At 61.7% G+C, this 25,503-nt stretch carries 21 protein-coding genes; 12 read left to right on the forward strand and 9 right to left on the reverse strand.

What is annotated here, in order from left to right:
- The first annotated feature begins 50 nt into the window (after positions 1-50).
- A complete protein-coding gene (locus DOM58_RS14565) occupies positions 51-1,448 on the forward strand; it encodes an aminotransferase-like domain-containing protein (RefSeq protein WP_110693452.1) in 1,398 nt (465 codons plus the stop codon).
- Between the two features lies 1 nt (position 1,449).
- Here DOM58_RS14565 and DOM58_RS14570 read toward each other — a convergent pair whose 3' ends face one another.
- The gene (locus DOM58_RS14570; protein ID WP_157957558.1) at positions 1,450-2,439 is read right to left on the reverse strand and encodes a D-2-hydroxyacid dehydrogenase; all 990 of its coding nucleotides are present in this window, start codon (positions 2,437-2,439) and stop codon (positions 1,450-1,452) included.
- Between the two features lie 172 nt (positions 2,440-2,611).
- Here DOM58_RS14570 and DOM58_RS14575 point away from each other — a divergent pair, with 172 nt between their 5' ends.
- The 3 genes from DOM58_RS14575 (at position 2,612) to DOM58_RS14585 (ending at position 6,648) form a co-directional block, all read left to right on the forward strand.
- Positions 2,612-3,181: a histidine phosphatase family protein gene (locus DOM58_RS14575; protein WP_110693454.1), complete on the forward strand. Its 570-nt coding sequence runs from the start codon at positions 2,612-2,614 to the stop codon at positions 3,179-3,181.
- Positions 3,182-3,391: 210 nt separating this feature from the next.
- Positions 3,392-4,468 carry an ABC transporter substrate-binding protein gene (locus DOM58_RS14580; protein WP_188113823.1) on the forward strand — a complete coding sequence of 359 codons (1,077 nt, stop codon included), beginning with the start codon at positions 3,392-3,394 and terminating at the stop codon, positions 4,466-4,468.
- Positions 4,469-4,542: 74 nt separating this feature from the next.
- Positions 4,543-6,648, forward strand: coding sequence for a TonB-dependent siderophore receptor (locus DOM58_RS14585; protein WP_110693456.1), 2,106 nt, complete (start codon positions 4,543-4,545; stop codon positions 6,646-6,648).
- Between the two features lie 28 nt (positions 6,649-6,676).
- On the opposite strand, the gene pyrC is transcribed toward DOM58_RS14585, so the two are convergent.
- The gene (pyrC, locus tag DOM58_RS14590; RefSeq protein ID WP_110693457.1) at positions 6,677-7,726 is read right to left on the reverse strand and encodes a dihydroorotase; all 1,050 of its coding nucleotides are present in this window, start codon (positions 7,724-7,726) and stop codon (positions 6,677-6,679) included.
- Between the two features lie 82 nt (positions 7,727-7,808).
- Complete coding sequence (locus DOM58_RS14595; protein ID WP_110693458.1) at positions 7,809-9,011, reverse strand: MFS transporter; 1,203 nt, start codon at positions 9,009-9,011, stop codon at positions 7,809-7,811.
- Between the two features lie 253 nt (positions 9,012-9,264).
- On the opposite strand from DOM58_RS14595, the gene gmk reads away from it, so the two are divergent.
- The 4 genes from gmk to DOM58_RS14615 all read left to right on the forward strand — a co-directional run bounded on the left by gmk (position 9,265) and on the right by DOM58_RS14615 (position 13,204).
- A complete protein-coding gene (gmk, locus tag DOM58_RS14600; protein ID WP_110693459.1) occupies positions 9,265-9,939 on the forward strand; it encodes a guanylate kinase in 675 nt (224 codons plus the stop codon).
- A 211-nt stretch (positions 9,940-10,150) separates the two neighbouring features.
- On the forward strand, positions 10,151-10,408 hold the full coding sequence (gene rpoZ, locus DOM58_RS14605) for a DNA-directed RNA polymerase subunit omega (RefSeq protein WP_075561565.1): 258 nt from the start codon (positions 10,151-10,153) through the stop codon (positions 10,406-10,408).
- A 132-nt stretch (positions 10,409-10,540) separates the two neighbouring features.
- Positions 10,541-12,697 (forward strand): RelA/SpoT family protein, encoded by a 2,157-nt coding sequence (locus tag DOM58_RS14610; RefSeq protein ID WP_075561564.1) that lies wholly within the window; start codon positions 10,541-10,543, stop codon positions 12,695-12,697.
- A gap of 117 nt (positions 12,698-12,814) precedes the next feature.
- Positions 12,815-13,204, forward strand: coding sequence for a RidA family protein (locus DOM58_RS14615; RefSeq protein WP_110693460.1), 390 nt, complete (start codon positions 12,815-12,817; stop codon positions 13,202-13,204).
- Between the two features lie 87 nt (positions 13,205-13,291).
- Here the strand turns inward: DOM58_RS14615 and DOM58_RS14620 are convergent, their stop codons facing one another.
- Entirely contained in the window at positions 13,292-14,263 is a 972-nt protein-coding gene (locus DOM58_RS14620) for an AraC family transcriptional regulator (RefSeq protein ID WP_110693461.1), read from the reverse strand.
- 393 nt (positions 14,264-14,656) lie between these two features.
- Between DOM58_RS14620 and DOM58_RS14625 the strand changes: the two genes are divergently transcribed.
- From DOM58_RS14625 to thpR, 3 genes are all read left to right on the forward strand, one after another.
- Positions 14,657-15,841, forward strand: coding sequence for an efflux RND transporter periplasmic adaptor subunit (locus DOM58_RS14625; RefSeq protein ID WP_110693462.1), 1,185 nt, complete (start codon positions 14,657-14,659; stop codon positions 15,839-15,841).
- 103 nt (positions 15,842-15,944) lie between these two features.
- Positions 15,945-19,127, forward strand: a complete 3,183-nt coding sequence (locus DOM58_RS14630) for an efflux RND transporter permease subunit (RefSeq protein ID WP_110693463.1) — start codon at positions 15,945-15,947, stop codon at positions 19,125-19,127.
- Between the two features lie 88 nt (positions 19,128-19,215).
- Positions 19,216-19,740: an RNA 2',3'-cyclic phosphodiesterase gene (gene thpR / locus DOM58_RS14635; RefSeq protein ID WP_157957559.1), complete on the forward strand. Its 525-nt coding sequence runs from the start codon at positions 19,216-19,218 to the stop codon at positions 19,738-19,740.
- A gap of 269 nt (positions 19,741-20,009) precedes the next feature.
- Here the strand turns inward: thpR and DOM58_RS14640 are convergent, their stop codons facing one another.
- Genes DOM58_RS14640 through DOM58_RS14660 form a run of 5 tightly spaced genes read right to left on the reverse strand, consistent with a single transcriptional unit; the run spans position 20,010 to position 24,689 of the window.
- Positions 20,010-21,518, reverse strand: a complete 1,509-nt coding sequence (locus tag DOM58_RS14640) for a tripartite tricarboxylate transporter permease (RefSeq protein ID WP_223162193.1) — start codon at positions 21,516-21,518, stop codon at positions 20,010-20,012.
- A 21-nt stretch (positions 21,519-21,539) separates the two neighbouring features.
- Positions 21,540-21,956 carry a tripartite tricarboxylate transporter TctB family protein gene (locus DOM58_RS14645; protein WP_157957560.1) on the reverse strand — a complete coding sequence of 139 codons (417 nt, stop codon included), beginning with the start codon at positions 21,954-21,956 and terminating at the stop codon, positions 21,540-21,542.
- A 27-nt stretch (positions 21,957-21,983) separates the two neighbouring features.
- Positions 21,984-22,952 (reverse strand): Bug family tripartite tricarboxylate transporter substrate binding protein, encoded by a 969-nt coding sequence (locus DOM58_RS14650; protein WP_110693466.1) that lies wholly within the window; start codon positions 22,950-22,952, stop codon positions 21,984-21,986.
- A 51-nt stretch (positions 22,953-23,003) separates the two neighbouring features.
- Entirely contained in the window at positions 23,004-23,681 is a 678-nt protein-coding gene (locus tag DOM58_RS14655) for an RraA family protein (RefSeq protein WP_110693467.1), read from the reverse strand.
- 9 nt (positions 23,682-23,690) lie between these two features.
- Positions 23,691-24,689, reverse strand: coding sequence for an NAD(P)-dependent oxidoreductase (locus tag DOM58_RS14660; RefSeq protein WP_110693468.1), 999 nt, complete (start codon positions 24,687-24,689; stop codon positions 23,691-23,693).
- Positions 24,690-24,830: 141 nt separating this feature from the next.
- Here DOM58_RS14660 and DOM58_RS14665 point away from each other — a divergent pair, with 141 nt between their 5' ends.
- Positions 24,831-25,496 carry a GntR family transcriptional regulator gene (locus tag DOM58_RS14665; RefSeq protein ID WP_110693469.1) on the forward strand — a complete coding sequence of 222 codons (666 nt, stop codon included), beginning with the start codon at positions 24,831-24,833 and terminating at the stop codon, positions 25,494-25,496.
- Positions 25,497-25,503: the final 7 nt, after the last annotated feature.

A 25,503-nucleotide genomic window follows, 5' to 3' on the forward strand; every position in this document is an offset into this window, starting at 1 on the left:
AATTCGAGCATAACCGCCTTATTTCTTCGGTCAACTCGATTATTGTCACCATGACAATCTGGATCCCTCTACTCCCCGGACATGGCCCCCGCTATCGCGAGCTGGCCGACGCCATTGCCGCCGCCGCTGCCAGTGGCGAGCTGGCAACAGGTGCCAAGCTGCCTCCTCAGCGGCGGCTGGCGGATGCGCTTGGTGTCACCGTCGGCACGGTCACTCGCGCCTACGCGCTCGCCGAACAGCGCGGCGTGGTCAGTGCGCGCGTCGGCAGCGGAACGTATGTGCGCGACGCCGGTGCGCCCCACCAGGCCTTCGACCACGTCCGTCGCGTCGCGCCGGACAGCGGCATCGTCGATCTCAGCCTGTCGCTGCCGCCTCCCCACCCACGGCGCGAGGCATCGCTGGCCCGCGCGATGCACTCCATCCAGCAGGATCCGGCGTTATTGCGCGCGGCGATCGATTATCAACCGGAGGCCGGGCAGAGCTGGCAACGAACAGTCATTTCGGATTGGCTGGCGACACTGGGCCGCGCGGTGCCCGCCGAGGAGTTGTTGATCAACCAGGGCGGCATGCATGGCATCTTTCTGAGCCTGAGCGCCCTGCTGTCGCCCGGCGAACGCCTCGCCGCCGAACGCCTGACCTATCCCGGGCTGATCAGCGGTCTACAGCAGCTCTCGCTCAAGAGCGTGGCGGTCGCGCACGACGAGGAAGGCATCGATATCGATGCGCTGGCTCGTGCCTTCGAACAGCAGCCGTTCCGCGCGCTCTACGTCATGCCTGACTGCCACAACCCCACCACCGCGCGCCTCAGCGAGGATCGGCGGCGAGCGCTGGTCAGGCTGGCAAGGGAAAGACGGTTCTGGCTGATTGAGGACGACATCCATCCACAGCTCGATGAGGCACCGCTGACGCCGCTCTATCGGCTGGCGCCGGAGTGCACGGTCACGCTCTTTTCGGTCGCCAAGGTGCTGGGCGGGGGGCTGCGGGTTGGCGCCATGCGCGCGCCGCAAGCGTTGCACGGGCGGCTGATCGCCGCGCTGCGGGCTCAGAGCTGGATGCCACCGCCACTGATGGCCTCGCTCGTCTGTCGCTGGATCGAGAGCGGTGACGCCGCGACGCTGTTGCACTGGCAGCGCGAAGAGCTCGACTGGCGCTTCGATCGCGCCATGCAGATACTGGGAGAGTTTTCCCCCCGCGGCCGCCGCGGCGGGTTCTATCTGTGGCTGGCGCTGCCGGGGGAGCTACGCACCAGCCATGTGGTGGCTCAACTCCAGGCGCAGCAGGTCAACGTCAGCACGGCTGAAAGCTTCTGCCTGGGTAGTGTCAGCGCCCCCCAGGCGATTCGTGTCTGTATCAGTGCCGCCGACAGTCGCGAAGCGCTGGAGCGCGCGCTGCGGGTCATCGCCACGACGCTGGGCGACCCGGATCCGATGCTGTGGCAGACCGTGTAGATCAATAGCCCAAGCTCGTATCGACTCGATTCTCGAGCGGCCGGTCGTCAAGATAACGCTCGACGTTGGCGAAGAAGAAGCGCAGGCAGCGCGGCACGTAATCGGCGTCGTAGAGTCCGCTGTGCGGCGTGACGATCAGGTTGCGCGTGGTCCAGTAGGGCGAATCCGCCGGCAGCGGCTCCTCCGGGAACACGTCGAGCACCGCGCCGCGCAGTTGACCCGCTTCCAGCCGTTTCGCCAGCGCGGCCACATCCAGCACCGGGCCGCGACCGATATTGATCACCCCCGCGCGCGCCGGCATGGCCGCCAGTTCCGCCTCGCCGACCGCATGGCGCGTCTCCGGCGTCAACGGCAGCGTGATCAGCAGAAAATCGGCGCCCGCCAGCGCTTCCTCCAGCCGGCTTTGCGGCAGACTGACATCGGCGAGGGCGTGATCCCGGCCCGAACGGCTGACGCCGATCACTTTCAGATTCAGCCGCTTGGCCGCCTCGGCCGCGGCGCTGCCCAGCGCCCCCATGCCCAGGATCACTACCGTCTTGCCGTCGATGGGTTCGAGCGCGCTCTGCGCCCAGTGTTTCTCGCGCTGCTGGGTCACGAAATCCGGCAGTCGGTTGTTGAGCATCAACAGTGCCGTCATCGAGAACTCACGGGCCCGCACCTCGTGATTGCCCTTGGCGTTGGTCACCAGTACCTCGGCGGGCAGGCGGTCCAGGGGAATTCGATCGACCCCGGCACTGGTAATATGGATCCAGCGCAGTTTCGGTGCCCGTGCCGCCACGTCGGCGATATCCAGCTTGCCCACCAGAATCAGCACCTCGGCATCGGCCAGCGCCGCATTCAGCGCAGTCTCGTCGTGGCTGAAACTCAGCGCGATACGCGATCCCAGACCCTCGAACTCCGCCAGAATGCCGAGGACGCGCTCGTCGGCGAAGTCCTTCGATTGCCGAAAATCAGGGTCGGTGTAGATATGGATATCGAGAGCGGTGGACATGGGCATTCCTTATGCGGTTCACGTCTGTTCGGGCATTGTATGACAATCGGGCGGATCGCCGGATCATCACCAAGGGTTACCGCAAAATCCCGTAGCCGGCAAATCGTCACTCGCCGAATCGATTAGAATCGCATCACTGCGTTCACACCCGACTTGTTGCCAAGGACCCGCCATGCCTGCCCTGATCCGCCGCCCCTTTGTCTTCCTTCGCCACGGCCAGAGCACCCGCAATCTCGAGCGTCGCATCGGCGGTCAGCATGACGTGGCATTGACGCCGCAGGGCGAAGACGAAGCGAAGCGCGCAGGCGAGCTGCTGGGGGACATCGACTGGTCGCTGGCGGTGTCGAGCCCGCTGCAACGCGCCTACCGCACCGCCGAACTGGCGCTGGGCCGCGCGCCGGACCGGATCGTCGATGGGCTGATGGAACGCCACTGGGGAGACCTCGAAGGCCAGCCGATTCCCGCGACGATCCCTTACATGAGCACGCCGCCAGGTGGCGAATCCTGGGACGCGTTCGTCGAGCGCATCGCCGCCACGCTCAACGCGCTGCTCGAGGAAGCCGAAACGCCGCTGATCGTCGGCCATTCGGGGCTGGTCCGTGCCGTGCGTGGCCTGACCCACGGCAGTCCGGCCGGACCGCGCTCGGCCAATGCGATCCCGCTGTGGATTGCACCGGAAGGCACAGAAAGCTGGATCATTCGCCCCTTCGAGCCGGCTGACGGGTTATCGGCTTGGCGCTGACTGACCATTAGCATTGACCCCTGCCCCGATACAAATGATAATGATTCGCTTTAATCAACTAGAAGAAAAGCAATCATGGGGTTATTACTGGGCCGCCGAAACGCGTGGGACACACTCGGGCTCTGGCTCAGGGCTTGGCTCCGGCTCTGGCTAGGAATCTGGCTCGGTACCGGCTGGCTGACGAGCACGGCGCAGGCGACAGAGTATCCGGTGACAGTGACCGATCTCGCCGGGCGCGAGGTGACCCTTGCCGCCGCACCCGAGCGCCTCTTTCTCGATAATCCGCGCCACCTCTTTGCCCTGGCGGCACTGTTGCCCGATCCCGTATCACGCATGAGCGGCTGGCGCGGTTCGCTGGAGAGCTTCGACCCCGTGGCGCAGGCGCGCTTCGCAGCAGCCTTTCCCGAGCTGTCCGATCTGCCGACGCTGGGCAACAACGGCAATGCCATGCCCAGCGCCGAAGCACTGATCACCCTCGATCCGGATCTGATCGTCGCCGATGTCTCGCGCCATGCCGAGCTGCGCCAGACACCGCTGCTGGATCAGCTGGCGGCGCTGCAGATTCCGATCCTGTTCATCGACTTCCGCGAGCATCCTCTCGACGACACGCTGCCCTCGCTCGAGCTGCTGGGTCAGGCGCTGGATGCAGAACCGCGCGCCTCCGCCCTGATCACGCGACTGCAGTCGGCGACCGCCGCTGTCGACGACTGTCTCGATGCCGTCACCCGGCGGCCCAGCGTGCTGATCGATATCGCCCCGGGGCTCAAGGTCGACTGCTGCCGTAGCAACTTCGATTCGGGTCTCGCCGACCTGGTCGACCATGCCCGGGGCGACAACATCGCCGCTGGCATGAGCCCGGGCACCGAAAACGTGCTCAACCCCGAGACCATCCTCGCGCGCGATCCCGACGTGATCATCGCCACCGCCGCCCAGTGGGCCAAAAGCGGCTCGATTCGGGCCGGCTTCGGTGTCGCGGAAAGCGATACCCAGGGCGACATGGCCGATGTCGTGGCCCGCCGACCGGGTTGGTCGGCGCTATCGGCGGTCAACGACGGCGGCTTCCACGCGATCTGGCATGGCTACCACCAGGGGCCGTTCTCGGTGGTCGCCCTGCAGGCCATCGCCGGCTGGCTGCATCCGCAGCAGTGCGGCGCCCTCGATCCGGCAGCGACACGACGCGAACTCTATCGAGACTTCATGCCGATCACCGTCGACGGCACGTTCGAGACGACCTATCGCGCGGTTCCTTCATCACCACACTCATCGCCAAATTCATCGCCACATTGAACGCTCGCCTTCGTCGCGGGCCACGGCCAAAACGTCAGTCAGAAAACGACAATTCAAACCAGGGAACCCACGCCATGCCCCCACGCCGCCTCTCCAGCGCCGCCACCTTGGCGGTACTGCTGATAGCCGCCCGAGCCAGTTCCGCGGATGACGCTCTCATGCCGCTGGTGGTGACTGCCGCCGCCGTCCCATCCCAAGCGGAAGGCTATCAAGCGACGCGCTCAAACCTGGTCAATGGCCGCCCAACCGACTTCCTGAGCCAGGCGCGCACGGTCGACCAGATCAGCTCGCAGATGCTCAAGGATATCGGCGCCGATTCGCTGACCGATGCCATGGCCTACGTCAACGGCGTGACACAGGGCAACACCATGGGCGGCACCGAAGCCGGTTTCATCAAGCGCGGATTCGGCAGCAACAGCGACGGCTCGATCCTGCGCGACGGCATCCGCCAGCCGCGCAATACCTTCTCGACCTTCACCACCGAACGCATCGAAGTGCTCAAGGGCCCCAGCTCCTTCCGTTACGGCGTGCAGGAGCCCGGCGGGGTCATCAATCTCGTCAGCAAGAAGCCGCAATACGAGTGGCAGCGCACCATCAGCGGCAAGGGCACCTCTTTCGGCGGCGGCAATGCCAGCGTCGACGTCACCGGGCCGCTGGGCGACAGCGGTGCGGCGTTTCGCTTCATCGTCGGGCAGCAGGACGAGGACTACTGGCGCGACTTCGGCAGCAATCGCCAGACCGTGGTGGCGCCGTCGCTCAGTTGGGAAGACGACGACACCCGCCTGTGGTTCGCCTACGAGTACCGCGACTACGACCTGACCCTGGATCGGGGCACCGCCTTCGTCGATGGCAAGGCAGTCGACGTGCCACGCAAGCGGCGATTCGACGAAGACTGGTCCCGCGTAACGGGCCACGATCAGTCGTTCACGGCGCGCTGGGAGCAGGATCTTCACCCGGACTGGACCAGTCGGCTGACCTACGGCTGGAACCGGCGCCAGTACGACGATGGCCAGCCGCGAGTATTGAGCGTTGCCGAGGAAGGCACCGCCACCCGGCGCGCCGATGCCAATCACGGCTTCGACCGGCGCGTGATCTATACCGCCGCCGAGCTGCTCGGCGACGTAAACCTGGCCGGCATTCGCCACGAAATGACCGTCGGCATCGATCATGAGCGACGCCGCGACTATCTGGCCGACCGCTATCGCGGCGCTACCGACACGATCTCGATCTACGACCCCGACGACGGCGATCTAAACCTGGATGGCGCCACCTATCTCGACAGCACCAGCCATCGGCTCGACGAGATCGACACCACCGGCGCCTACGTCGACGACAATCTGCACTTAGGCGAACGCTGGATTCTCGGTCTGGGTGGGCGTTATCAGCATAGCGAACAGTATGGCGGCCAGGGCCGGCCGTTCGTGGTCGAAACCGACACCCAGGATGACGTCTTCCTGCCCCACGCCAGCCTGCTCTACAAGCTGACGCCGCTGACTTCGCTCTACGCCAGTTACAGCGAATCGTTCGTTCCCAATCAACCCGATGCCGACACCGGACAGCGCTTCGATCCGGAAGAGGGTCATGGCTGGGAAGCCGGGATCAAGCGTCGTTTCCTCGGCGATCGGCTGCAGGCTTCACTGGCCTATTTCGAGATCACCAAGGAGAACGTCGTCGTCAGCGACAACGGCGTGTCGCGGGCGGTGGGCAAGAGCGGTTCGAAAGGGATCGAGCTCTCCGCTCAAGGGGAATTGACCGAGCGGCTATCGGTCCTCGCCAACTATGCCTACACCGATGCCGAAGTGCTCGACGATGGCTCGGAGAATACAGGCGGCGGCACCGAAGGCAACGCGCTGCCCAACGTCGCGCGTCACACCGCGTCGCTGCTGCTATCGCAGGCGCTCGCGGTATACCCCGATTACGGTCGTTGGCGGGTTGGCGGCGGCGTTCGCTACGTCGGCAGCCGCGAGGGCGACAGCGACAACAGCTTCAGCCTCGACGACTACACCGTAGCGGATGCGTTCATCGCCTGGGACAACCGCTGGCTGGGCGACAACACCCATCTCCAGCTCAACGTCCACAACCTGTTCGACACCACCTACTACCCCTCCAGCGGCGGCGATACCCGAGTGGTGGTCGGCGAACCATTGGAGGTCACGCTGCAGGCCGGCGTGTCGTTTTAAATAACAAGATCGGGCACGGGAAGTCCGCTCAGTCGACCACCACCGACCAGGTCAGAGATTCGCCAGCCTGGTAGGGGACGAAGGTGTTGTCGCCTTCGCCCACCGATTCGGCGACCGGGGTCGGCTGGCGCGTCAGGGTGACGAAGCTTTCGTTGAGCGGCAGGCCGTAGAAGCGCGGGCCGTTCTCGGAACAGAAGGCTTCGAAGTGCTGGAGCGCGCCCTCCTGCTCGAACACGTCGGCATAGACCGAAAGCGCCGCTTCGGCGTTGAACACGCCGGCGCAGCCACAGGATGTCTCCTTGGCGGCGGTGACGTGGGGGGCAGAATCGGTACCCAGGAAAAAGCGCGGGTGACCGCTGGCGACGGCCTGGCGCAGCGCCTGCTGGTGCTCGCCGCGCTTGAGAATCGGCAGGCAGTAGAGATGCGGGCGAATGCCGCCGACCAGCATGTCGTTACGGTTCTGGGCCAGATGCTGCGGCGTCAGCGTGGCGCCAAGGGTCTCGTCACCGTCGAGCACGAACTGGGCGGCATCCCTGGTGGTGATATGCTCGAACACGACCTTGAGTTCGGGGAACTGGCGGCGAATATCGAGCATGACCTCGTCGATGAAATACTTCTCGCGATCGAAGATATCGATCTCGCCGCGTGTCACTTCGCCGTGGATCAGCAGCGGCATGCCGATGCGCTGCATCACTTCGAGCAGCGGATAGACGTCCTGAATCCGTTTGACGCCGTGCTGGGAGTTGGTCGTCGCATTGGCCGGATAGAGCTTGGCGGCGGTGAACAGTCCATCGGCGTGGCCGCGCTCCAGTGTCTCCCGGGAGACGCTCTCGTTGAGGTAGCAGGTCATCAGCGGCGTGAAGTCATGATCGGCGGGGATCGCCGCCACGATGCGCTCGCGATACGCACTGGCCGCCTCGATCGTGGTCAGCGGGGGCACCAGATTGGGCATGACGATGGCGCGGGCAAACGTCCGGCTGGTGTAGGGAAGCACCGTCTTCAGCACCTCGCCGTCACGCAGATGCAGGTGCCAGTCGTCGGGGCGGCGGAGGCGAAGCGTGTCGGGCGAAGCAGTCATCGGGAACTCCTGGCAGTCGGTAGAACGAATCGGCGCTCATGATACCAGAGACCGTCTGACTGCAACGCGCCTCGCGACATGCCTAGGCGGCCTCCTGTCGCTTGTCCCGGCGTAGCAGCAAGACCAGCGCGAGGCAGCAGAGCAGTGCCACCAGCAGAGCGAACAGCAGCCCCGTCAGCTGCAGGCTGATCACCGAGGCGACCAGACCAATCCCGATGACGGGCAGGGAGATCGCGACATAGGCCACCACGAAGAAGGTGGAGACCACCGCCGCCTTATTCTCGCTGGCACTCGCGGCCGCCACCGCGCCCAGCCCGGCACGGAAAGCGATGCCCTGGCCGATGCCGGCGACGATCGCACCGATGATGAAACCGGCCAGCTGCGCCGCGCCGATACCCCAGGCGACGAACAGCACGCCAGCGAACAGCACCGCGCAGCCGATCGGCAGGCGGTGCGCCTCGGGCAGGCGCCCCTGGAGCATCTGGCCGGCCGTGGAGGCGATGAACAGAAGCCCCGCCACGAATCCGATCAACGCGTGATTGGTATGACCCAGCACCTGACCCATGAACGCCGGCGTCACGGCGGTGAAGAAGCCGCACACCATGAAACCGGCGAATGCCGCGATGGCCGCGGGTACGAACACGCCGCGCACCTCGGCGGGCACCTTGAGTTTCTGCACACGCAGACGAATCCGCTCGGGCCGGCTCACGGTCTCCGGCGCACGCCAGATGCAGATCACCGCCACCAGCGCGAGCACCAGATGCACGATATAGGGCAGCGCCAACGGCATGGGGAAGAGCACCGCCAGCACCCCAGCGAGCATCGGCCCCAGGCCCAGACCGCCCATATTGGCGGCGGTGGCCACCAGCGTACCGGCGCGCTTCCACTCGGCAGGCACCAGCTCCATCACCGCTACGGTCGCCGTGCCGGTGAAGATGCCGGCAGAAATACCCGACAACACCCGCCCGGCGAGAATCATGCCGAGGCCGTCCGCGTGCCAGAACACCAGATCGCTGACGATCGATGCCAACAGGCCGGCGAACAGCAACGGCCGTCGCCCGAGCTGATCGGACCAGCGCCCGGTAATCAGCAGCGCCGCGATGACTCCGGCCGCGTAGACCGCGAAAATGACCGTGATCATCAACTGCGAGAAGCCCAGCTGCTGCTGGTAGATCGGATAGAGCGGCGTCGGCAGCGTGGTGCCGATCATCGTTGCCGCGAACGCCAGGGCGATGCCTAGAAATGGGCCGGCACGGCGGGTCTCGGTTGCGGTCGAGGAAGTCATGAATACCTTTGCTAATCGGGATGGCCCTTGCGGGAAGCCTTTGGCGAACGGAAAGTCCGAAGCGGAAAGTCCCTTGGCGAAAAGAGCCGAACGTGACGAATGAGAAAAATCATTGTAGCCGATAGCGGCAGCGTCGAAGCCTCACTGCTCTGCCGGCCGACGGCCCGAACCCGCGCGAGGCTCCCCTGCCCATGACATGGCGTTTACGTGGCATACTATGGGGCTTCACGCACTTCCGGACGGCCGTTCTGTCATGTCGCACGCTCTCTCGACGCCCCGTACCCCCGCCGATACGCTCGGCGCCAGCGCACTGGGCACGCTGTATATCGTTTCCGCCCCTTCCGGTGCCGGCAAGACCAGTCTGGTTCGCGCCCTGCTCGAACGTAACGCGGATATCGGCGTGTCCGTGTCTCATACCACGCGCGCCAAGCGCCCAGGCGAGCAGGATGGCGTCAACTACCACTTCGTCACCCAGCCCGAGTTCGAGGCGATGGTCGAACGAGGCGAATTCTTCGAGCACGCCTGGGTGTTCGATCGTCATTACGGCACCTCCAGGGTCGAGGTCGAAAAGCGCCTTGCCGTGGGCGAGGACGTGATTCTGGAGATCGACTGGCAGGGCGCCCAGCAGGTTCTCGAGCAGTCGCCGGATGCCGAATCGATCTTCATCCTGCCGCCGTCGCGGGAGGCGCTTCGAGAGCGGCTTGCCGGACGCGGCACCGACGATGAAGCGGTCATCGAACGGCGCATGCGCGATGCGGTCAGCGAAATGTCGCATTACACCGAGTATGAGCACGTCATCATCAACGACACTTTCGAACACGCGCTGACCGAACTCGAATGCATCGTCCATGCGCGCCGTTCGCGCCGCGACAAGATGCAGGCACGCCACGCGGGCCTGCTCGCCGATTTGCTGAACGACGCCGGCTGAATTTTCGGTGGCCACGTCACCTTCTCCAGCGCATCTCCTAGGGCATCCTCGAGCGCCGGATCTTCCGTCGAAGCGCGAGCGGTCGACGCGCGTCGTCGTGTCCGGCTGGCCTCTCTTGTCAGGCGTTGCGCAACTCCAGTAGACTGCTCGGTCCCGCAGACCCCGCAGCATGGGGCGCGTTCCCTCATTTTCTGGTAACAGGGCTACCCTCATGGCACGAGTGACCGTCGAAGATTGTCTGGACCATATCGAGAACCGTTTCAAGCTGGTAATGATCTCGTCCCAGCGCGCCCGTCAGCTCGCGCGCGGCTCCCGAGATGCGCTGCTGCCGTGGGAAAACGACAAGCCGACCGTGATGGCGCTGCGTGAAATCGCTACCGGCCAGATCGGCGACAGCATTCTCGACGAGCCGGTCGAAGCCGCGCCGCCGCGCCCGCGTCCCGAGCCGACCCAGGAATACGACATCTGAGTCGTGCTTCCGGCATGATCTCCGGTCGTCTGTGGCGTCGCCATGACGCCCACGGACCGGTTGCGGAACGGGATGTTGATCAATCGGTGTCCATAACAGGTAGTTAAACGAGCAGTCAAAATAGGCGCGCGCATGTTCACCATCGATGACCTGGCCGATCGTCTCGGCGGCTATCTCCCCGACGACGAGATTCAGCAGGTCAAGCGCGCCTTTTACTACGCCGAGCAGGCCCACGACGGCCAGCAGCGCCGCTCCGGCGAGCCCTACGTCACCCATCCGCTCGCCGTCGCCAATATCCTCGCCAACATGCACATGGACCATCAGAGCCTGATGGCCGCCATGCTGCACGATGTCATCGAGGATACCAGCGTCTCCCGGGAAGCCCTTGAGGCGCAGTTCGGCGAGGCGGTGGCGGAACTGGTCGACGGCGTCTCGAAGCTGACCCAGATCACCTTCGAGGACAAGGCGGTCGCCCAGGCCGAGAACTTCCAGAAGATGGTGATGGCGATGTCCCGGGATATCCGGGTCATCATCGTCAAGCTCGCCGATCGCCTGCACAACATGCGCACGCTGGGTGCGCTGCGCCCCGACAAGAAGCGCCGGATCGCCCGCGAGACGCTGGAAATCTACGCCCGCATCGCCGGACGCCTGGGGATCAACACCATTCGGGTCGAGCTCGAGGATCTGTCGTTCCAGGCGATCCATCCGATGCGTTCCGAGCGCATCAAGCGCGCGGTGGCCAGCGCTCGCGGCAACCGCCGCTCGACCATGCGCCAGATCCAGACCAGCCTGCAGCGTCGCCTCGACGAGGACGACCTCACCGGCAGCGTGGTCGGACGCCAGAAGCACCTGCTGTCGATCTATCGCAAGATGCACGACCAGCGAAAGCCGTTCGCCGAGATCATGGACGTGTTCGGCTTTCGCATCATCACCGACAGCGTCGACAACTGCTATCGCGTGCTGGGCGCGGTGCACAATCTCTACAAGCCGGTACCGGGGCGCTTCAAGGACTACATCGCGATCCCCAAGGCCAACGGCTACCAGAGCCTGCACACCACGCTGTTCGGCCCCAGCGGGATGCCGATCGAGGTGCAGATCCGCACCCGCGAAATGGAAGCGATGGCCAACAACGGCATCGCGGCGCACTGGCTCTACAAGGCGGGCCAGACCGAGCGGCCGATCGCCGCCGGCAGCCACGCCCGGGCCCGCGAATGGGTTCGCGGTCTGCTCGAGATGCAACGCCACGCCGGCGACTCGCTGGAGTTCATCGAGCACGTCAAAAACGACCTTTTTCCCGATGATGTCTACATTTTTACGCCGAAAGGCGACATCATGGAGCTGCCACAGGGGGCGACGGCGGTCGATTTCGCCTATACCGTGCACACCGACATCGGCAACAGCTGCATCGCCTGTCGCATCGATCGCCATCTGGCGCCACTGTCGACGCCGCTGGAGAGCGGGCAGACCCTGGAGATCATCACCGCCCCCGGCGCGCGGCCCAATCTGGCCTGGCTCAATTTCGTGATCACCGCCAAGGCGCGCTCGGCGATTCGTCACGCCTTGAAGAGTCAGCAGCGCAGCGAGGCGGTCCAGCTCGGCCGCCGGCTGCTCAATCGCGCGCTCACCGGGTTCGAGACCAGCCTCGAGAAACTACCGCCGGGACGGCTGTCTTCCCTGCTGGAAGAGCTGGACCTCAAGACCGAGGACGACCTGCTCGAGACCATCGGTCTCGGCACTCGCCTGGCTCACGCCACGGCACGGCGCCTGGTCGCGGATGATTCGGCCACCGACACCAGCAGCGGCGAACGCAGCCTGGAACGGCTATTGGAAGAGGCGCCGCACAATGGCCCGATCGTCATCAATGGCTCCGAAAGCATGGCGATCAGCTTCGCGCGCTGCTGCCACCCGCTCCCCGGGGACCCTGTGATCGGCCATCTGTCGATCGGCAAGGGGATCGTCGTCCACCGCCACGAGTGTGGTAACCTCGATGAGCTGCGCGACGATCCCGACAAGCTGGTGACGTTGACCTGGTCGAAGCAGATCGATCAGGACTTCCCGGTACCGCTGCGGATCGAAGTCGAGACCCGGCGCGGCCTGATCGCCGAGCTCGCCAGCCTGATCACCGATGCCGACGCCAACATCGAGCGCATCGGCATCGAGGAGCGCGACGCCAGGCTTTCGATCGTCAATCTGACCATTCTGGTCAAGGGCCGCATTCATCTGGCGCGGATCATCAAGCGCCTGCGCAACCTGAATCATATCGGCCGCATCGTTCGCGCCCGAAACTAATCGGTAATGGCTGCCCCGCCGCGTCATGCGCGGCGGGGCAGTGTTTTTTCACGATGGCAATGCCATTGAAAACGTATTTATGAGAAGACGCTAGATAAAGAAACTGGAGGGTACGCCATGAGCAACAAAGCCGTCATCAACACCGACAACGCCCCGGCCGCCATCGGCCCTTATTCCCAGGCGATCAAGTCGGGCAATACCGTCTATCTCTCGGGCCAGATTCCGCTAGACCCGAAGACCATGGAGCTGGTCTCCCAAGAGTTCGAGGCTCAGGCACGCCAGGTGTTCACCAACATGGCCGCCGTGTGCCAGGAAGCCGCCGGCTCGCTGCAGGACATCGTCAAGCTCAACCTCTACCTGACCGATCTCGACAACTTCACCGTGGTCAACAAGGTGATGGAAGAGTTCTTCCAGCCGCCCTTCCCGGCCCGCGCTGCCGTCGGCGTCAAGCAGCTGCCCAAGGGTAGCCAGGTCGAAGCCGAAGCGGTCATGGTCATCGGTGACTGAGATTGACCCGCTGCACGGCCCGGCCTTTCAACATCCTGGCCGGGCACTTCTCGAGCCGTTCGAGACAGGCTCATGTCGCGCGGGCATTCAGGCCCGCGCGGCCTCGGGTAACTCGCCGCGCAGCTTGGTCACGTCCGCTCGCGGTGGCACCCCGAACAGGCGGCTGTACTCGCGGCTGAAATGCGAAGGACTGCCGTAACCCACGTGGAAACTGGCCGTCGCCGCCTCCATCCCCTCGGATAGCATCAATCTGCGCGCCTCGTGCAGCCGCAGCTTCTTCTGGAACTGCACCGGCGACATCCGGGTGACCTGCTTGAAGCTGTGGAACAGCGACGATTCGCTCATGTTGACCATGTCCGCCAGATCGCGAACGCGCAGCGGCTCGGTGAAGCGATCCTTGAGTACCGCGATCACCTTGGAAATGCGATGCGTCTGGGTGTCGGCCACCGCGAACTTGCGCATGTGCAGGCCGATCTCCCCGATCAGCGCGCGATAGAAGATCTCTCGTCGCACCAGCGGCGCAAGCATTCGAATGTCCTGCTGCGGCGAATCGAGCAGATTCACCAGCCGCAGCACCGCCTCCACCAGCCCCTTCTCCGCCTGTACCCGGCTCAGGCCGCAGGCGTTCTCCGGGCACTCCTGCTGCTCCATGCCGTTGAGCCCCTCGCCCAGCGCCAGCACCAGATCGGTGATCTCCTGGGGTTCGACAGTGATTTTCAGACCCAGATAGGGTCTTTCCGGCGACGCCTCGGTGACCTTGCCCAGCACCGGCAGATGCACCGCCGACACCATGCAGCTCAGCGGGCCGTAATCGATCTGCCGATCTCCCAGCCATACCGTCTTGCTCCCCTGCGCGATCAGGCAGAACGAAGGGTCGTACACCGTGGAACCGATGCAGTTGTTGACGGAAGAGTCGGCTCGCACCAGCTCCAGCCCCGGCACCGCGGTGGTGGTCAGACCTTCCTGATGCGTCCATTTCCGGATCTGTAACGCCAGAGTATCCGCCAATCGCCCGAGTTCATCGTCAAGCGTATCGAAGACAGGTTGAATGACACTCACGACTTCACCTCTCGCTTGTTGGTCTGATGGTCATCATGAGACAAATCGCGATTATATGCCTGCTTTCTGGCTTTCTGATGACAGAAACCCGATATCTGCAGGATTGGGCAAGACCTTTGAAGGAACGGGCAATCATGCCCCGATGCCACTCACGGAATGCCAAAAGCTGGCGCGCGCCCCCATCCACGGATTCGCGATGTCGACAGAATTAGGCAATCAATAACGAGGAATCCGATAACGCCCACGCTTGTCCGAGCCCTACAGTGCTCGTCCTATCCGGTGCCCATGCTCGCCAACCCCAGAGGTTGGCTGGTGCGTTTTCGGGCATGACTCGCGCGATCTTGACTGACGGGATCGATTGCGACCGGACACAGTCAACGCGGGGTCAAGGAAATGCAGATACATAACGAAAAGCGCGTATCGACGACGAGTCTGTCTCGCGGATTGGGCGTATTGCTCATCATCGCCTTGCTGGCCGGTTGCGATGCCCGGGGCGAAGCGCAAACCGCCAGCGCGCCGCCGCCGCCGCCGGCAGTAGATGTCGCAACGGTGCTGGTGGAACCCGTCACGCTGCGGGAAACCTTCACCGGTCGCGTGGCGTCACCGCAGACCGTACAGTTGCGGCCGCGCGTCACTGGCTATATCGACGAAGTCGCCTTCGAAGAAGGGGAACTGGTCGAGGCCGGCGACCTGCTGTTTCGTATCGATCCCCGTCCCTACGAAGCCCGGGTACAGGCCGCCAAGGCCTCATTGGCTCAGGCGCAGAGTCAACGCCGGCTCACCGAAGTCGAGGCCGGCCGATCTCGCCAGCTGATCCAGAAACACATGATCTCCCAGGAGCAGCACGATCAGCGTCAGGCGGCCGCGCTCAATGCTCGAGCGCAGCAGGCGGAAGCCGAAGCCGCGCTGAGCAGTGCCGAACTGGATCTCCAGTACACTCGCGTCACCGCGCCGGTAACGGGACGCACCGGGCGCGCCATGGTCACCCAGGGCAACCTCGCCAGTGCCGATCAGTCGGTGCTGACCACGCTGGTGTCGGTCGATCCGCTTTACGTCTATTTCGACAGCAACGAAGCCGAAGCCCCCAGCGCTCAAGCACTGCTGAATCAAGGCAAGACCGCCACGCTGCGCATCGGGCTGACCGGCGAGACAGGGTTCCCTCACCAGGGACAGCTGGATTTCGTCGACAACCAGATCAACGCGGATACCGGCACCCTGCGCTATCGAGCGGTTCTGCCCAATCCGGATGGCGCCTTCCGGCCCGGGCAGTTCGCGCGAGTGGAGATGCCCGTCGACCATCTGACAGCGGCGATGCTGGTAAACCGCAAGGCAGTGCTCGCCAATCAGGACCGGCGCTTCGTCTACGTGGTCGGCGACGACAATACCGTGACACCGCGCCAGATCGAGACCGGTCGCGAGGTGGGGGATCTGATCGTGGTCCGCGAAGGCCTCAAGGCCGGCGATCGTGTGATCGTCAACGGCACCCAGAAGGTGCTCGCACCGGGGATGCCGGTCACGCCCAATCCGATCGCCATGCGTGAGCCGGCCGCCAGCAACGATGTCGCCACCCGATCCTGAGAAAGCCGCGCGCCGATCGACTCAACGCGTCCTGAAGCACGTCTCTCCTTCCGAATGACAAGACGCGGCTGGGCATCGTCCCCGCCGCTCAGGAGCCTCTGTCATGAACTTCTCCCGCTTTTTCGTGGACCGGCCGATCTTCGCCGCGGTGCTGTCCATCGTCATCTTCGCGGTGGGCGCGATTTCCATCCCCAATCTGCCGATCGGGGAGTATCCGGAGGTAGTGCCGCCCTCGGTGCTGGTCCGCACCGTCTACCCGGGCGCCAACCCCAAGGAGATCGCCGAGACCGTGGCCACGCCGCTGGAGGAGGCGATCACCGGCGTCGAGAACATGATGTACTTCAAGTCCGTGGCCGGTTCCGATGGCGTGCTACAGATGACCATCACTTTCCAGCCCGGCACCGATCCCGAGCAGGCCACCGTACGCGTCCAGAACCGAGTCAGCCAGGCGCTGGCAAGACTGCCGGAAGCGGTGCGGCGACAGGGCGTGACCACCCAGAAACAGTCGCCCACCTTCCTGATGGTGGTCCACCTGGTGTCGCCGGATGACAGCTACGACACGCTCTATTTGCGCAACTACGCGCGACTGCACGTGCGCGATCAGCTGGCGAAGATCCCCGGCGTCGGCGAAGCGCAGATGTTCGGCGGCGGCGACTACGCCATGCGCGCCTGGCTGGACCCCGACCGCATCGCTTCCCACGGTCTGACCGCCGGCGACGTGGTCGCGGCCATGCGCGAGCAGAACGTCCAGGTCTCCGCCGGGCAGATCGGTGCCGAGCCCACCCCGCACAGTGATTTCCTGACCCTGATCAATGCCAAGGGCCGCCTGTCCACCGAGCAGGAGTTTGGCAACATCGTGCTCAAGGTCGGTGCGGACGGCGAAGTCCTGCGGCTGCGGGACGTCGCTCGTCTGGAATTGGGCGCAGGCGACTACACGCTGCGCGCCAGCCTCGACGGCAAGGATGCTGTGGCGATCGGTATCTTCCAGTCGCCCGGCGCCAATGCCCTGCAGATCCGCGACCAGGTGATCCGGACCATGGACGAGCTGGCCATCCAGTTCCCGCCTGGAGTGGAATATCGCACCGTCTATGACACCACGCTGTTCGTGACCGACTCGATCCGTTCGGTGATCCAGACGCTGCTGGAAGCGATCCTGCTGGTGGTGCTGGTGGTAACGCTGTTCCTGCAGACCTGGCGCGCCTCGCTGATTCCGCTGCTGGCGGTGCCGGTCTCGGTGGTAGGCACGTTCTCGGTGCTGTTGCTGCTTGGGTATTCGATCAACACGCTGACGCTGTTCGGGCTGGTGCTGGCGATCGGCATCGTCGTCGACGACGCCATCGTGGTGGTGGAGAACGTGGAGCGCAACATCGGCCAGGGGCTGGCACCGCGGGCCGCCGCCCATCAGGCGATGCGCGAGGTGTCCGGGCCGATCGTCGCCATCGGCCTGGTGCTGTGCGCGGTGTTCGTGCCGATGGCGTTCCTGTCCGGCGTCACCGGCCAGTTCTACCGCCAGTTCGCGGTGACCATCGCCATCTCCACCGTGATCTCCACCGTCAACTCGCTGACGCTCTCGCCGGCGCTGGCCGCGATGCTGCTCAGGCCTCACGACGCCCCGAAAGATCGCCTGACCCGAGTGATCGACTTTCTGTTCGGCTGGCTATTCCGGCCGTTCAATCGCTTTTTCAATGCCGGCTCGAATCGCTATCAGGGCGTGGTCTCGGGCAGCCTGCGCCGTCGCGGCGCGGTGTTCGTGGTCTATCTGATTCTGCTGGGCACCACCGGCTATCTGTTCAAGCTGGTGCCGCCGGGGTTCATCCCGGTCCAGGACAAGATGTACCTGATCGCCGGCGTGAAACTGCCGGAGGGCGCCTCGCTGGAGCGCACCGATGATCTGCTGCGCCAGGTGGTGGATATCGCCATGGAGACCGACGGCGTCGAGCACGCGATCTCGTTCCCGGGACTCAACGCGCTGCAGTTCACCAACACCGCCAACACCGGGCTGGCGTTTCTGACCCTGAAGCCGTTCGATCAGCGCACCCGCACCGCGGCGGAAATCAACGCCGAGATCGCCGGCAAGATCAGTGGCCTCAAGGACGGCATCGCGTTCTCGTTCATGCCGCCGCCGATCCTCGGGCTGGGCAACGGTTCGGGCTATCAGCTGTTCATCGAGGATCGCGGCGGGCTCGGTTACGGCCCGCTGCAGGAAGCGGTGACCGCCTTCCAGGGCGCGGTGGTGCAGACGCCAGGGATGAGCTATCCGATCACCAGCTACCAGGCCAACGTGCCCCAGCTCGATGCCGAGGTAGACCGACTCAAGGCCAAGACCCAGGGCGTCGCGGTGAGCGATCTGTTCGATACCCTGCAGACCTACCTGGGATCCACCTACGTCAACGATTTCAATACGTTCGGCCGCACCTGGCAGGTCATCGCCCAGGCCGACGCCCCCTACCGCGACAGCGTCGAGGATATCGCCCGGCTGCGCACCCGCAACGCCCAGGGCGAGATGGTGCCGATCGGCTCGATGATCGATATCCATCAGAGCTTCGGCCCCGATCCGGTGCTGCGTTTCAACGGCTACCCGGCCGCGGATCTGGCCGGCGAAGCCGACCCCCGGGTGCTCTCGTCGCCTCAGGCGATGAGCGCTTTGACCGATATCGGCGAGCGCGTGCTGCCGGATGGCATCGACTTCGAATGGACCGACCTGAGCTATCAGCAGTCCACCCAGGGCAACGCCGCGCTGGTGGTATTCCCGCTGGCGGTCATGCTGGTGTTCCTGGTGCTGGCCGCGCTCTACGAGAGCTGGACATTGCCGCTGGCGGTGATCCTGATCGTGCCGATGTGTCTGCTGTCGGCACTCGTCGGCGTCAAGATTTCCGGCGGCGACACCAACGTCTTCGTCCAGGTGGGTCTGGTGGTGCTGATCGGGCTGGCCTGCAAGAACGCCATCCTGATCGTCGAATTCGCCCGCGAGCTCGAGTTCCAGGGTCGCAGCGTGGTGGAAGCGGCGCTGGAAGCCTGCCGGCTGCGGCTGCGCCCGATCATCATGACCTCGATCACCTTCACCGCCGCGGTGATACCGCTGGCGCTGGGCCACGGCGCCGGCGCCGAAGTGCGCCAGGCGCTGGGCATCGCAGTGTTCGCCGGGATGCTCGGCGTGACCCTGTTCGGGCTGCTGCTGACGCCGGTCTTCTACGTGGCGCTGCGCAAGCTGGCCGGCCCGCTGCGCCAGGATCACGGCTCGACGCTGGAAGGCGAAGATCACCGGCCGAACAGCGACCCTGCCTGAGCGCGGTGGCAGGCAACGCCGCGAAAACCGGTAGCGAGGAAGGGGACAATGCGCCACGCTGCTTGCAACGCCACCGGGAGCCGACATCGTGACTGCCACTCGCCGACTCTTCTTCGCCCTATGGCCCGACGACACCGTTCGTCGGGCCCTCGCGGCGGAGGCCGAACGCCTGGCGCCACGCTGCGGCGGCTATCCGCTACCGTCGGAGAACATGCATGTCACGCTGGCGTTCCTGGGCAGTGTCGACGCCTCGCGGCTGGAAGCACTCGTCGACCTGACTCGGGCATGGCCGACGCTGAACGGCGAGTGGACGCTGGATCGACTCGGCCATTTTCCCAAGCCCCGCATCGTCTGGGCCGGCAGCCGGACGCCTAACGAGGCACTCCTGACGCTCGACGCCGAGCTCTGGCAGGCGCTGTCCGGTCACGGCTTCACCGCGCCGCAGCGTGACTTCACCCCGCACGTGAGCCTGATTCGCCAGGCCGATCGCGCGGCGCCACACTCACGGCTAGCCGCCCCGCTTCTCTGGCGCTTCGATCATCTGGCGCTGGTGGAATCGCAGCTCGGCGACGGCGGCTCACGCTATCGGAGTTTGACCTGCAGTTCGGGTTGAATCAGGCCGTTTCACGAGCCTCATCCTCGGCGACTTTGAGGAGTTGGGCTCGTGTCGCCATTAAAATATTGCGGTCCACAAGTGAGCCTCATTTAACAAAAATCTACATACCAAAAGCTATTTTTCAGAATTGCTAACATAATCGACTTCCCTTTCTTAAATTTGATGATAAGTATTATCGAAAAACGCTTTACTCAACGCAGCCCAAAACAGACGCCGAAGAAAATCTCAACTTCAGAAGAATTTGTTTTAAATAATAAAAGTAAAGTTTAGGCACTTCTACGAGCTCTGAAGAATTTCATCATAGGTGTTTTCAAAAGACCTATTGCAATAACCAAAAGAACTAGTGATGTAAATAAACCTGTCAGTGGCCTCGAGAAGAAGATTGCCCAGGAACCTTGGCCAATCATAATGGATTGCCGAAGATAATTTTCCGCTAAAGGTGTCAAAACAAGCGCCAGAATGAAGGGGCCTGCAGGGTAATCAGCCTTTTTCATCAAATAACCAACGAGGCCAAATATTGCAGCGATCCATATGTCGAAAGTGCCGTAGTTGATCGCAAAAGCACCCACTAGACAGAAGGCTACCACGATTGAACTGAGGTGTCGTTGAATCAAACGGAGTGCATTCACGAATAGCGGAATAAGAAGCACGTTAGATCCGAGCAAAAATAGGTTCGCAATGACCAGTCCCGCAATGGCGCCCCAAACGATATCCGCTGACTGTATCATGAGCATTGGCCCAGGATTCAAGCCGAACATAATCAGCGCACCGAGCATAATAGCCGTCCCACCCGATCCCGGAATGCCCAGCGTAAGAAGCGGGATGAGTGAACCAGGTACTGCAGCGTTATTGGCCGCCTCTGGAGAGGCAAGTCCCTCCTCCGCGCCATGGCCAAATCTTTCAGGCGTCTTCGATAACTTTCGTTCAGTAATATAGGATACGAATGTAGCGATTGTTGCGCCCGCGCCGGGGAGAACACCTATCATTGTGCCAATGAGCGATCCACGGAGCGTTGGCATTGAGATCTTTCGCAAATTCTCCACCCCCGGAATGAACTCACTAATACGAAACCTTGGCTTTCCCATATTGAGAAGAACGCGCTTTTCGACGTTAGAGAGAACTTCGCCAATACCAAATAGACCAATAATGACTGCAACAAAATCTACACCCTCGATGAGTTCCGGAACCACAACGAAGCGAGTATTACCCGAAACATAGTCGCTTCCGATAGTGCTCAGCAGAACGCCGAAGAGAGTAGTGATGGTTGCCTTTAGAGGATCCGCTCCAGCCAGCACGATGATCATGCTTAGGCCGAGCAACATCAGCATGAAATATTCCGGGGGCCCAAGATAAATTGCGTATTCTGCGATCACTGGCGCGAAGAATATCAGCATGACAAGACCGAACATGCCGCCGATAAAAGATGCTACGGCCGAGATCCCCAGCGCTAATCCGCCCTTTCCCTGCTGCATCATGGGATAACCATCGAGCGCGGTAACAATAGCAGGGGCATCCCCCGGAGTATTGATCAGAATAGCGGTAAGACGACCACCATACATCGTTCCCATATAAACGCCTGTCAACAGGCTAAGTCCAGAAATGGGATCCATTCCGAACGTTAGAGGCATCATCAGAGCGATACCAGCAGAAGGACCCAAACCTGGAAGCGCGCCGACAATCGTACCGATCAGTCCCGCCACAAATATCATCAACAAATTGGAGGGCGTGGCAAATTGTGAGAGTGCATTTACCAGTTCTATAATTGAGGACTGCATGACAGAATTCCCGACCAATGATCAATGGACCGGTAGGCCCAACCAAATGGAAAATACTACGTAGATAATTACTGTTGTGGCGATGCTGACAATGGTGGACATCGCCAATGTATGACCAGACACCAACCTGGAGATGAGAAACACGATGGCCAAGAGCGGGATTAGCACCGACCCCATGGCCATGGCGGAAATCCCCGCTGCAATGATTGCAATCGTAACAAGGAGACCTCGAAAATCCGGCTTTTCTTCATGATCCTTTACTTTGATATCAGACTTTCGCTTCCAGGCCCTAACTATTTGGATGGCACAACAAAGCAGAAGCAATAAGCCAACATTCAATGGCACGAACCCTGGACCAAAAGAATACTGATCGGAATATTTCAGTCCAATGGCGCCGATAGAGAGGCTGGCAGCGAAAACTGCCAGCACAATCAACATGATAATTTCGGCCTGTCTCATGATAGATTACCCGCCTATTAGGCCCAGTCTGGTCAGGGTCTTCTCATACAGTTCGTTGGTTTTTTCGAGGTAACTCCTAAAATCTTCAGGCCCAAGATAACCAGGCACTATACCGTTTGGCTCAAGATAGTCTTTTTTCCATGCTGAAGTTTCCTGAACTTTTTCCACCATATCCACTAAATAGTTTTTTGCCTCACTAGGGATATCTTTTGCAGCAACCACACCACGAAATACCGATGCGATCACGTCATATCCCTGTTCCTTGAAGGTTGGGAGTTCGGGGAAAGCTTGCGCGCGCTCTTCCGTTGAGATGGCGATGGCTCGTAGACGTCCAGATTTCAGAAACTCGGAGACCGCGCCGGGGTTAATCATCGCGAAATCTACCTGGCCACTGAGGACGGCAGTAGCTACCTCCCCATCACCCTGGAATGGGATAAAATTCAATTCCTTGTCGAGGGCGTCGCTTACCATTATCGTGGCAATATGCTCGATCTGACCACGCCCCCCACCGGCTACATTGAGAACGCGTTCTGATGACTTGATATCATCGAGACTCTGAATGGGGGAACGAGCAGGCACCACCAGAATGGTAGGATCGATACCTAATCGAGCAATCGGAGTAAAATCCTTGTAATTCAGTCCAATATTCGTTGCGAGTGGTGTGGTAATGAATGATGAAGTCGCAGCCATCAAATAGTGACCGTCACCCACATGTGAATTTAGATAACCCAATGAGCTTGCGCCTGCACCACCTGGCTTGTTCACCACATTAATACTGCTATCAACTATTTTTTCTTCCTGAATGATTTTGGCCATCATGCGCAGCATGGTGTCATGACCACCGCCAGGGCCGTACCCGGCGATAAACTCTATGCTGCGCTCTGGAAACTCCTCAGCTTGGGCGGTGGATACCGCCCCCAACAGTACCGCTGAGATGACAACGGCGACTTGTCCGATACGTCGTAGCAGTTTCATTGAAGATATCCCCAATTCGATAAAACTTAGAAAGTTTGGTGATGATGACCACTAGGATGTGAATTCACATCCTAGTCTGATGAGCGCATCATCAACCCACGTCGCGTCGTACTCACCTTGTAGAGTGGTCTGGAGTTGTTGATCTTCGGCGGTATGTTTTTTCTCGGCGCGCGCGAGAATCTCGCTGGCTTGCTCATGTGGTATCGCCAAAATGCCATCTTCGTCTCCCACAATTAGATCGCCGGGGTTCACGAGCATGTTTCCCAGCGCAATGGGAAAGCCAATTTCACCAGGCCCGTCCTTATAAGGCCCCCGATGGGAAACGCCTGAGGCAAAGACCGGAACGTCTTGCTGGGCGATGCTGCCTGCATCCCGAATAGCACCCCAAATAACGATCCCTGCGATCCCAGCCTGAACGCCTCGAGCGAGCATCAACTCCCCCATGATGGCGTTATCCAGCGCCCCGCCTGCATCAACGACGATTACGTCGCCGGGCTGTGCCATGACAAGGGCCTTGTGCAACATGAGGTTGTCACCGGGGCGGACGCTTACGGTTAGTGCCGGGCCAGACAGCTGCCCGCCACGATGCCTGGCGCGGAGACCCGCGGGCGCCCCGAAGCGCCGGAACATTACATCGCTGATGTTTGATACAGGTAGTAGTTGGGCCCGGCGTACATCGCTGCCACATACGCGAGGCCAAGCCTTTTTGATCCTAAAACCCTCGGTCATCTCTTTCTCCTATTCTTCAAGCCCGCCGAGAGCGGCTGCCTCGGCGCGGAATTCAGAAGGCACTTCTCTTCCCTCGATCGTATCCATAATGAATTGAGCCGCCATTATGGCCATTGCGCGCTCGGCCCCTGGCGTCAGGCCGGCCACGTGAGGCGTAACAATCAGGTTCGGGGCTGTGAGAAGTGCGTGGCCCGTCTCAATCGGCTCGACCTCGAAGCTATCCACTCCGGCGCCCGCGATGGAGCCGGCTCGTAAAGCGACTTCCAGAGCATGCTCGTCCACGATGCCACCGCGTGCCGTATTCACGAGGACCGCGTGACGTTGCATCTTCGATAAAAACACTTCATCGACCAGATGGTGAGTGGCTTGTACGAGGGGGCAGTGCAGAGAGATGATGTCGGAGTCAGCGATCAACTCATCGAGATCCACGCACAGTTGGAAGCTGTCGCCCTCATCGCCACTCCCAGACAGCGCTGGATCGAAAGCTTTCACCCGCATACCGAGAGCATTCGCCAGCTTCGCCGTTTCCCGACCGATCCCCCCCAGCCCGATCAAGCCGACCTGCGCGCCGAGGACATCATGGCCGACAAACGAGCCTTTCAGCCAATTGCCATGCTTCGTCGCGGTATCGAGCCGAGGTAGCGACTTACGCAGCACCAGCATCAAGGTAATCGCGTGCTCGGCGACTGCACGCGCGTTGGCACCGAGAGCCCGAAGTACCGGAATTCCACGGTTCTCTGCAGCCCTCAAGTTGATGTTGTTTACGCCACTACCATGCTTGACGATCACCTTGAGTGCATCGGAAGCGGCAATCACTTCATCCGTTATCTTGCCCTGCGACACCATGATAGCCACCACCTGTGCTTCACTCGCCGTACGCGCCACGTCCACGGGTGAAGCGTAGGGAGGCGAGAAAACGCACTCGTAGCCATTCAGGCTGAGCAACTTCACCGCCTCTGGATCGATACGGTCCCTAGTGACCAGAATTTTTTTGCTGCTGTAAGCCATGGTTCAAAGTATCCATAACGAGCTTTTTAATAAATAATCACATACACAATCATCGTAAAATTCGACAAAGGTATACAGTTTGATCGAAACATCCATCGCCGAGTATTCTTATTAGATAAAATACGTGAGGAGCCATACATCATGGGTAAATACGCTCTCAAAGCGGATACTTCGCTCAGCGACGGCGTATATGCGCGGGTCCGCGACCTACTGCGAGAGGGGGAACTCATGCCTGGACAGCGTGTTAGCGAGTCCGAAATTTGTGGCCGGTTCCAGGTAAGCCGGACGCCCGCGCGCGAAGCCATCCATCGTTTATTAAATGAGGGGTTTCTGACACTGGGCAGCGGCGGGCGCCCGGTCGTGGCGGAGATTGATATCGATCGTGCAGAAGAAATCTATGATATGCGCGAAGCCATCGAATGCCTGGCTGCACGTCTGGCCGCCAAAAAGGCGCGCACCAATGATCTCCTCGAACTACGCCGAATTCTCGAAGAACAACGCGCCGGCTCCACGAGCGAAGCAGATTTTCTGGAAATCAATGACCGCTTTCACGGGTGCGTCTATCGAATCTCAGGAAATCGGTATGTCCAAAAAACCGCCAGTATCTTGCTCGTTTCTGCCGGAATGATTCGCGGCTCTACACAGGGTAAATACGACTATGATTCACGGTCTCTGCTCGAGCATGAAGAGATCTATCAAGCGATTGAGAATGGCGATAGCGCCGCAGCAGAAGAAGCGATGCGGCGTCACACACGCAATGGACGCTTTCAAAGAATTGCGCTAATAGCGAGGCAAAAAGAGAGTTGATCCAAGG

This window comes from Salinicola halophyticus (assembly GCF_003206695.1).
Taxonomy (GTDB): Bacteria; Pseudomonadota; Gammaproteobacteria; order Pseudomonadales; family Halomonadaceae; genus Salinicola; species Salinicola halophyticus.

Excerpts from the sequence above, each read along its gene's own strand:
- DOM58_RS14565 (WP_110693452.1), top strand. The coding sequence starts at position 51 with ATGACAATCTGGATCCCTCTACTCCCCGGACATGGCCCCCGCTATCGC.
- DOM58_RS14650 (WP_110693466.1), bottom strand. The coding sequence starts at position 22,952 with ATGAAACTGCTACGACGTATCGGACAAGTCGCCGTTGTCATCTCAGCG.
- DOM58_RS14610 (WP_075561564.1), top strand. The coding sequence starts at position 10,541 with ATGTTCACCATCGATGACCTGGCCGATCGTCTCGGCGGCTATCTCCCC.
- rpoZ (WP_075561565.1), top strand. The coding sequence starts at position 10,151 with ATGGCACGAGTGACCGTCGAAGATTGTCTGGACCATATCGAGAACCGT.
- DOM58_RS14625 (WP_110693462.1), top strand. The coding sequence starts at position 14,657 with ATGCAGATACATAACGAAAAGCGCGTATCGACGACGAGTCTGTCTCGC.
- DOM58_RS14595 (WP_110693458.1), bottom strand. The coding sequence starts at position 9,011 with ATGACTTCCTCGACCGCAACCGAGACCCGCCGTGCCGGCCCATTTCTA.
- DOM58_RS14630 (WP_110693463.1), top strand. The coding sequence starts at position 15,945 with ATGAACTTCTCCCGCTTTTTCGTGGACCGGCCGATCTTCGCCGCGGTG.
- DOM58_RS14575 (WP_110693454.1), top strand. The coding sequence starts at position 2,612 with ATGCCTGCCCTGATCCGCCGCCCCTTTGTCTTCCTTCGCCACGGCCAG.
- DOM58_RS14640 (WP_223162193.1), bottom strand. The coding sequence starts at position 21,518 with ATGCAGTCCTCAATTATAGAACTGGTAAATGCACTCTCACAATTTGCC.
- DOM58_RS14570 (WP_157957558.1), bottom strand. The coding sequence starts at position 2,439 with ATGTCCACCGCTCTCGATATCCATATCTACACCGACCCTGATTTTCGG.
- pyrC (WP_110693457.1), bottom strand. The coding sequence starts at position 7,726 with ATGACTGCTTCGCCCGACACGCTTCGCCTCCGCCGCCCCGACGACTGG.
- DOM58_RS14665 (WP_110693469.1), top strand. The coding sequence starts at position 24,831 with ATGGGTAAATACGCTCTCAAAGCGGATACTTCGCTCAGCGACGGCGTA.
- DOM58_RS14645 (WP_157957560.1), bottom strand. The coding sequence starts at position 21,956 with ATGTTGATTGTGCTGGCAGTTTTCGCTGCCAGCCTCTCTATCGGCGCC.
- DOM58_RS14615 (WP_110693460.1), top strand. The coding sequence starts at position 12,815 with ATGAGCAACAAAGCCGTCATCAACACCGACAACGCCCCGGCCGCCATC.
- gmk (WP_110693459.1), top strand. The coding sequence starts at position 9,265 with ATGTCGCACGCTCTCTCGACGCCCCGTACCCCCGCCGATACGCTCGGC.
- DOM58_RS14585 (WP_110693456.1), top strand. The coding sequence starts at position 4,543 with ATGCCCCCACGCCGCCTCTCCAGCGCCGCCACCTTGGCGGTACTGCTG.
- DOM58_RS14655 (WP_110693467.1), bottom strand. The coding sequence starts at position 23,681 with ATGACCGAGGGTTTTAGGATCAAAAAGGCTTGGCCTCGCGTATGTGGC.
- DOM58_RS14660 (WP_110693468.1), bottom strand. The coding sequence starts at position 24,689 with ATGGCTTACAGCAGCAAAAAAATTCTGGTCACTAGGGACCGTATCGAT.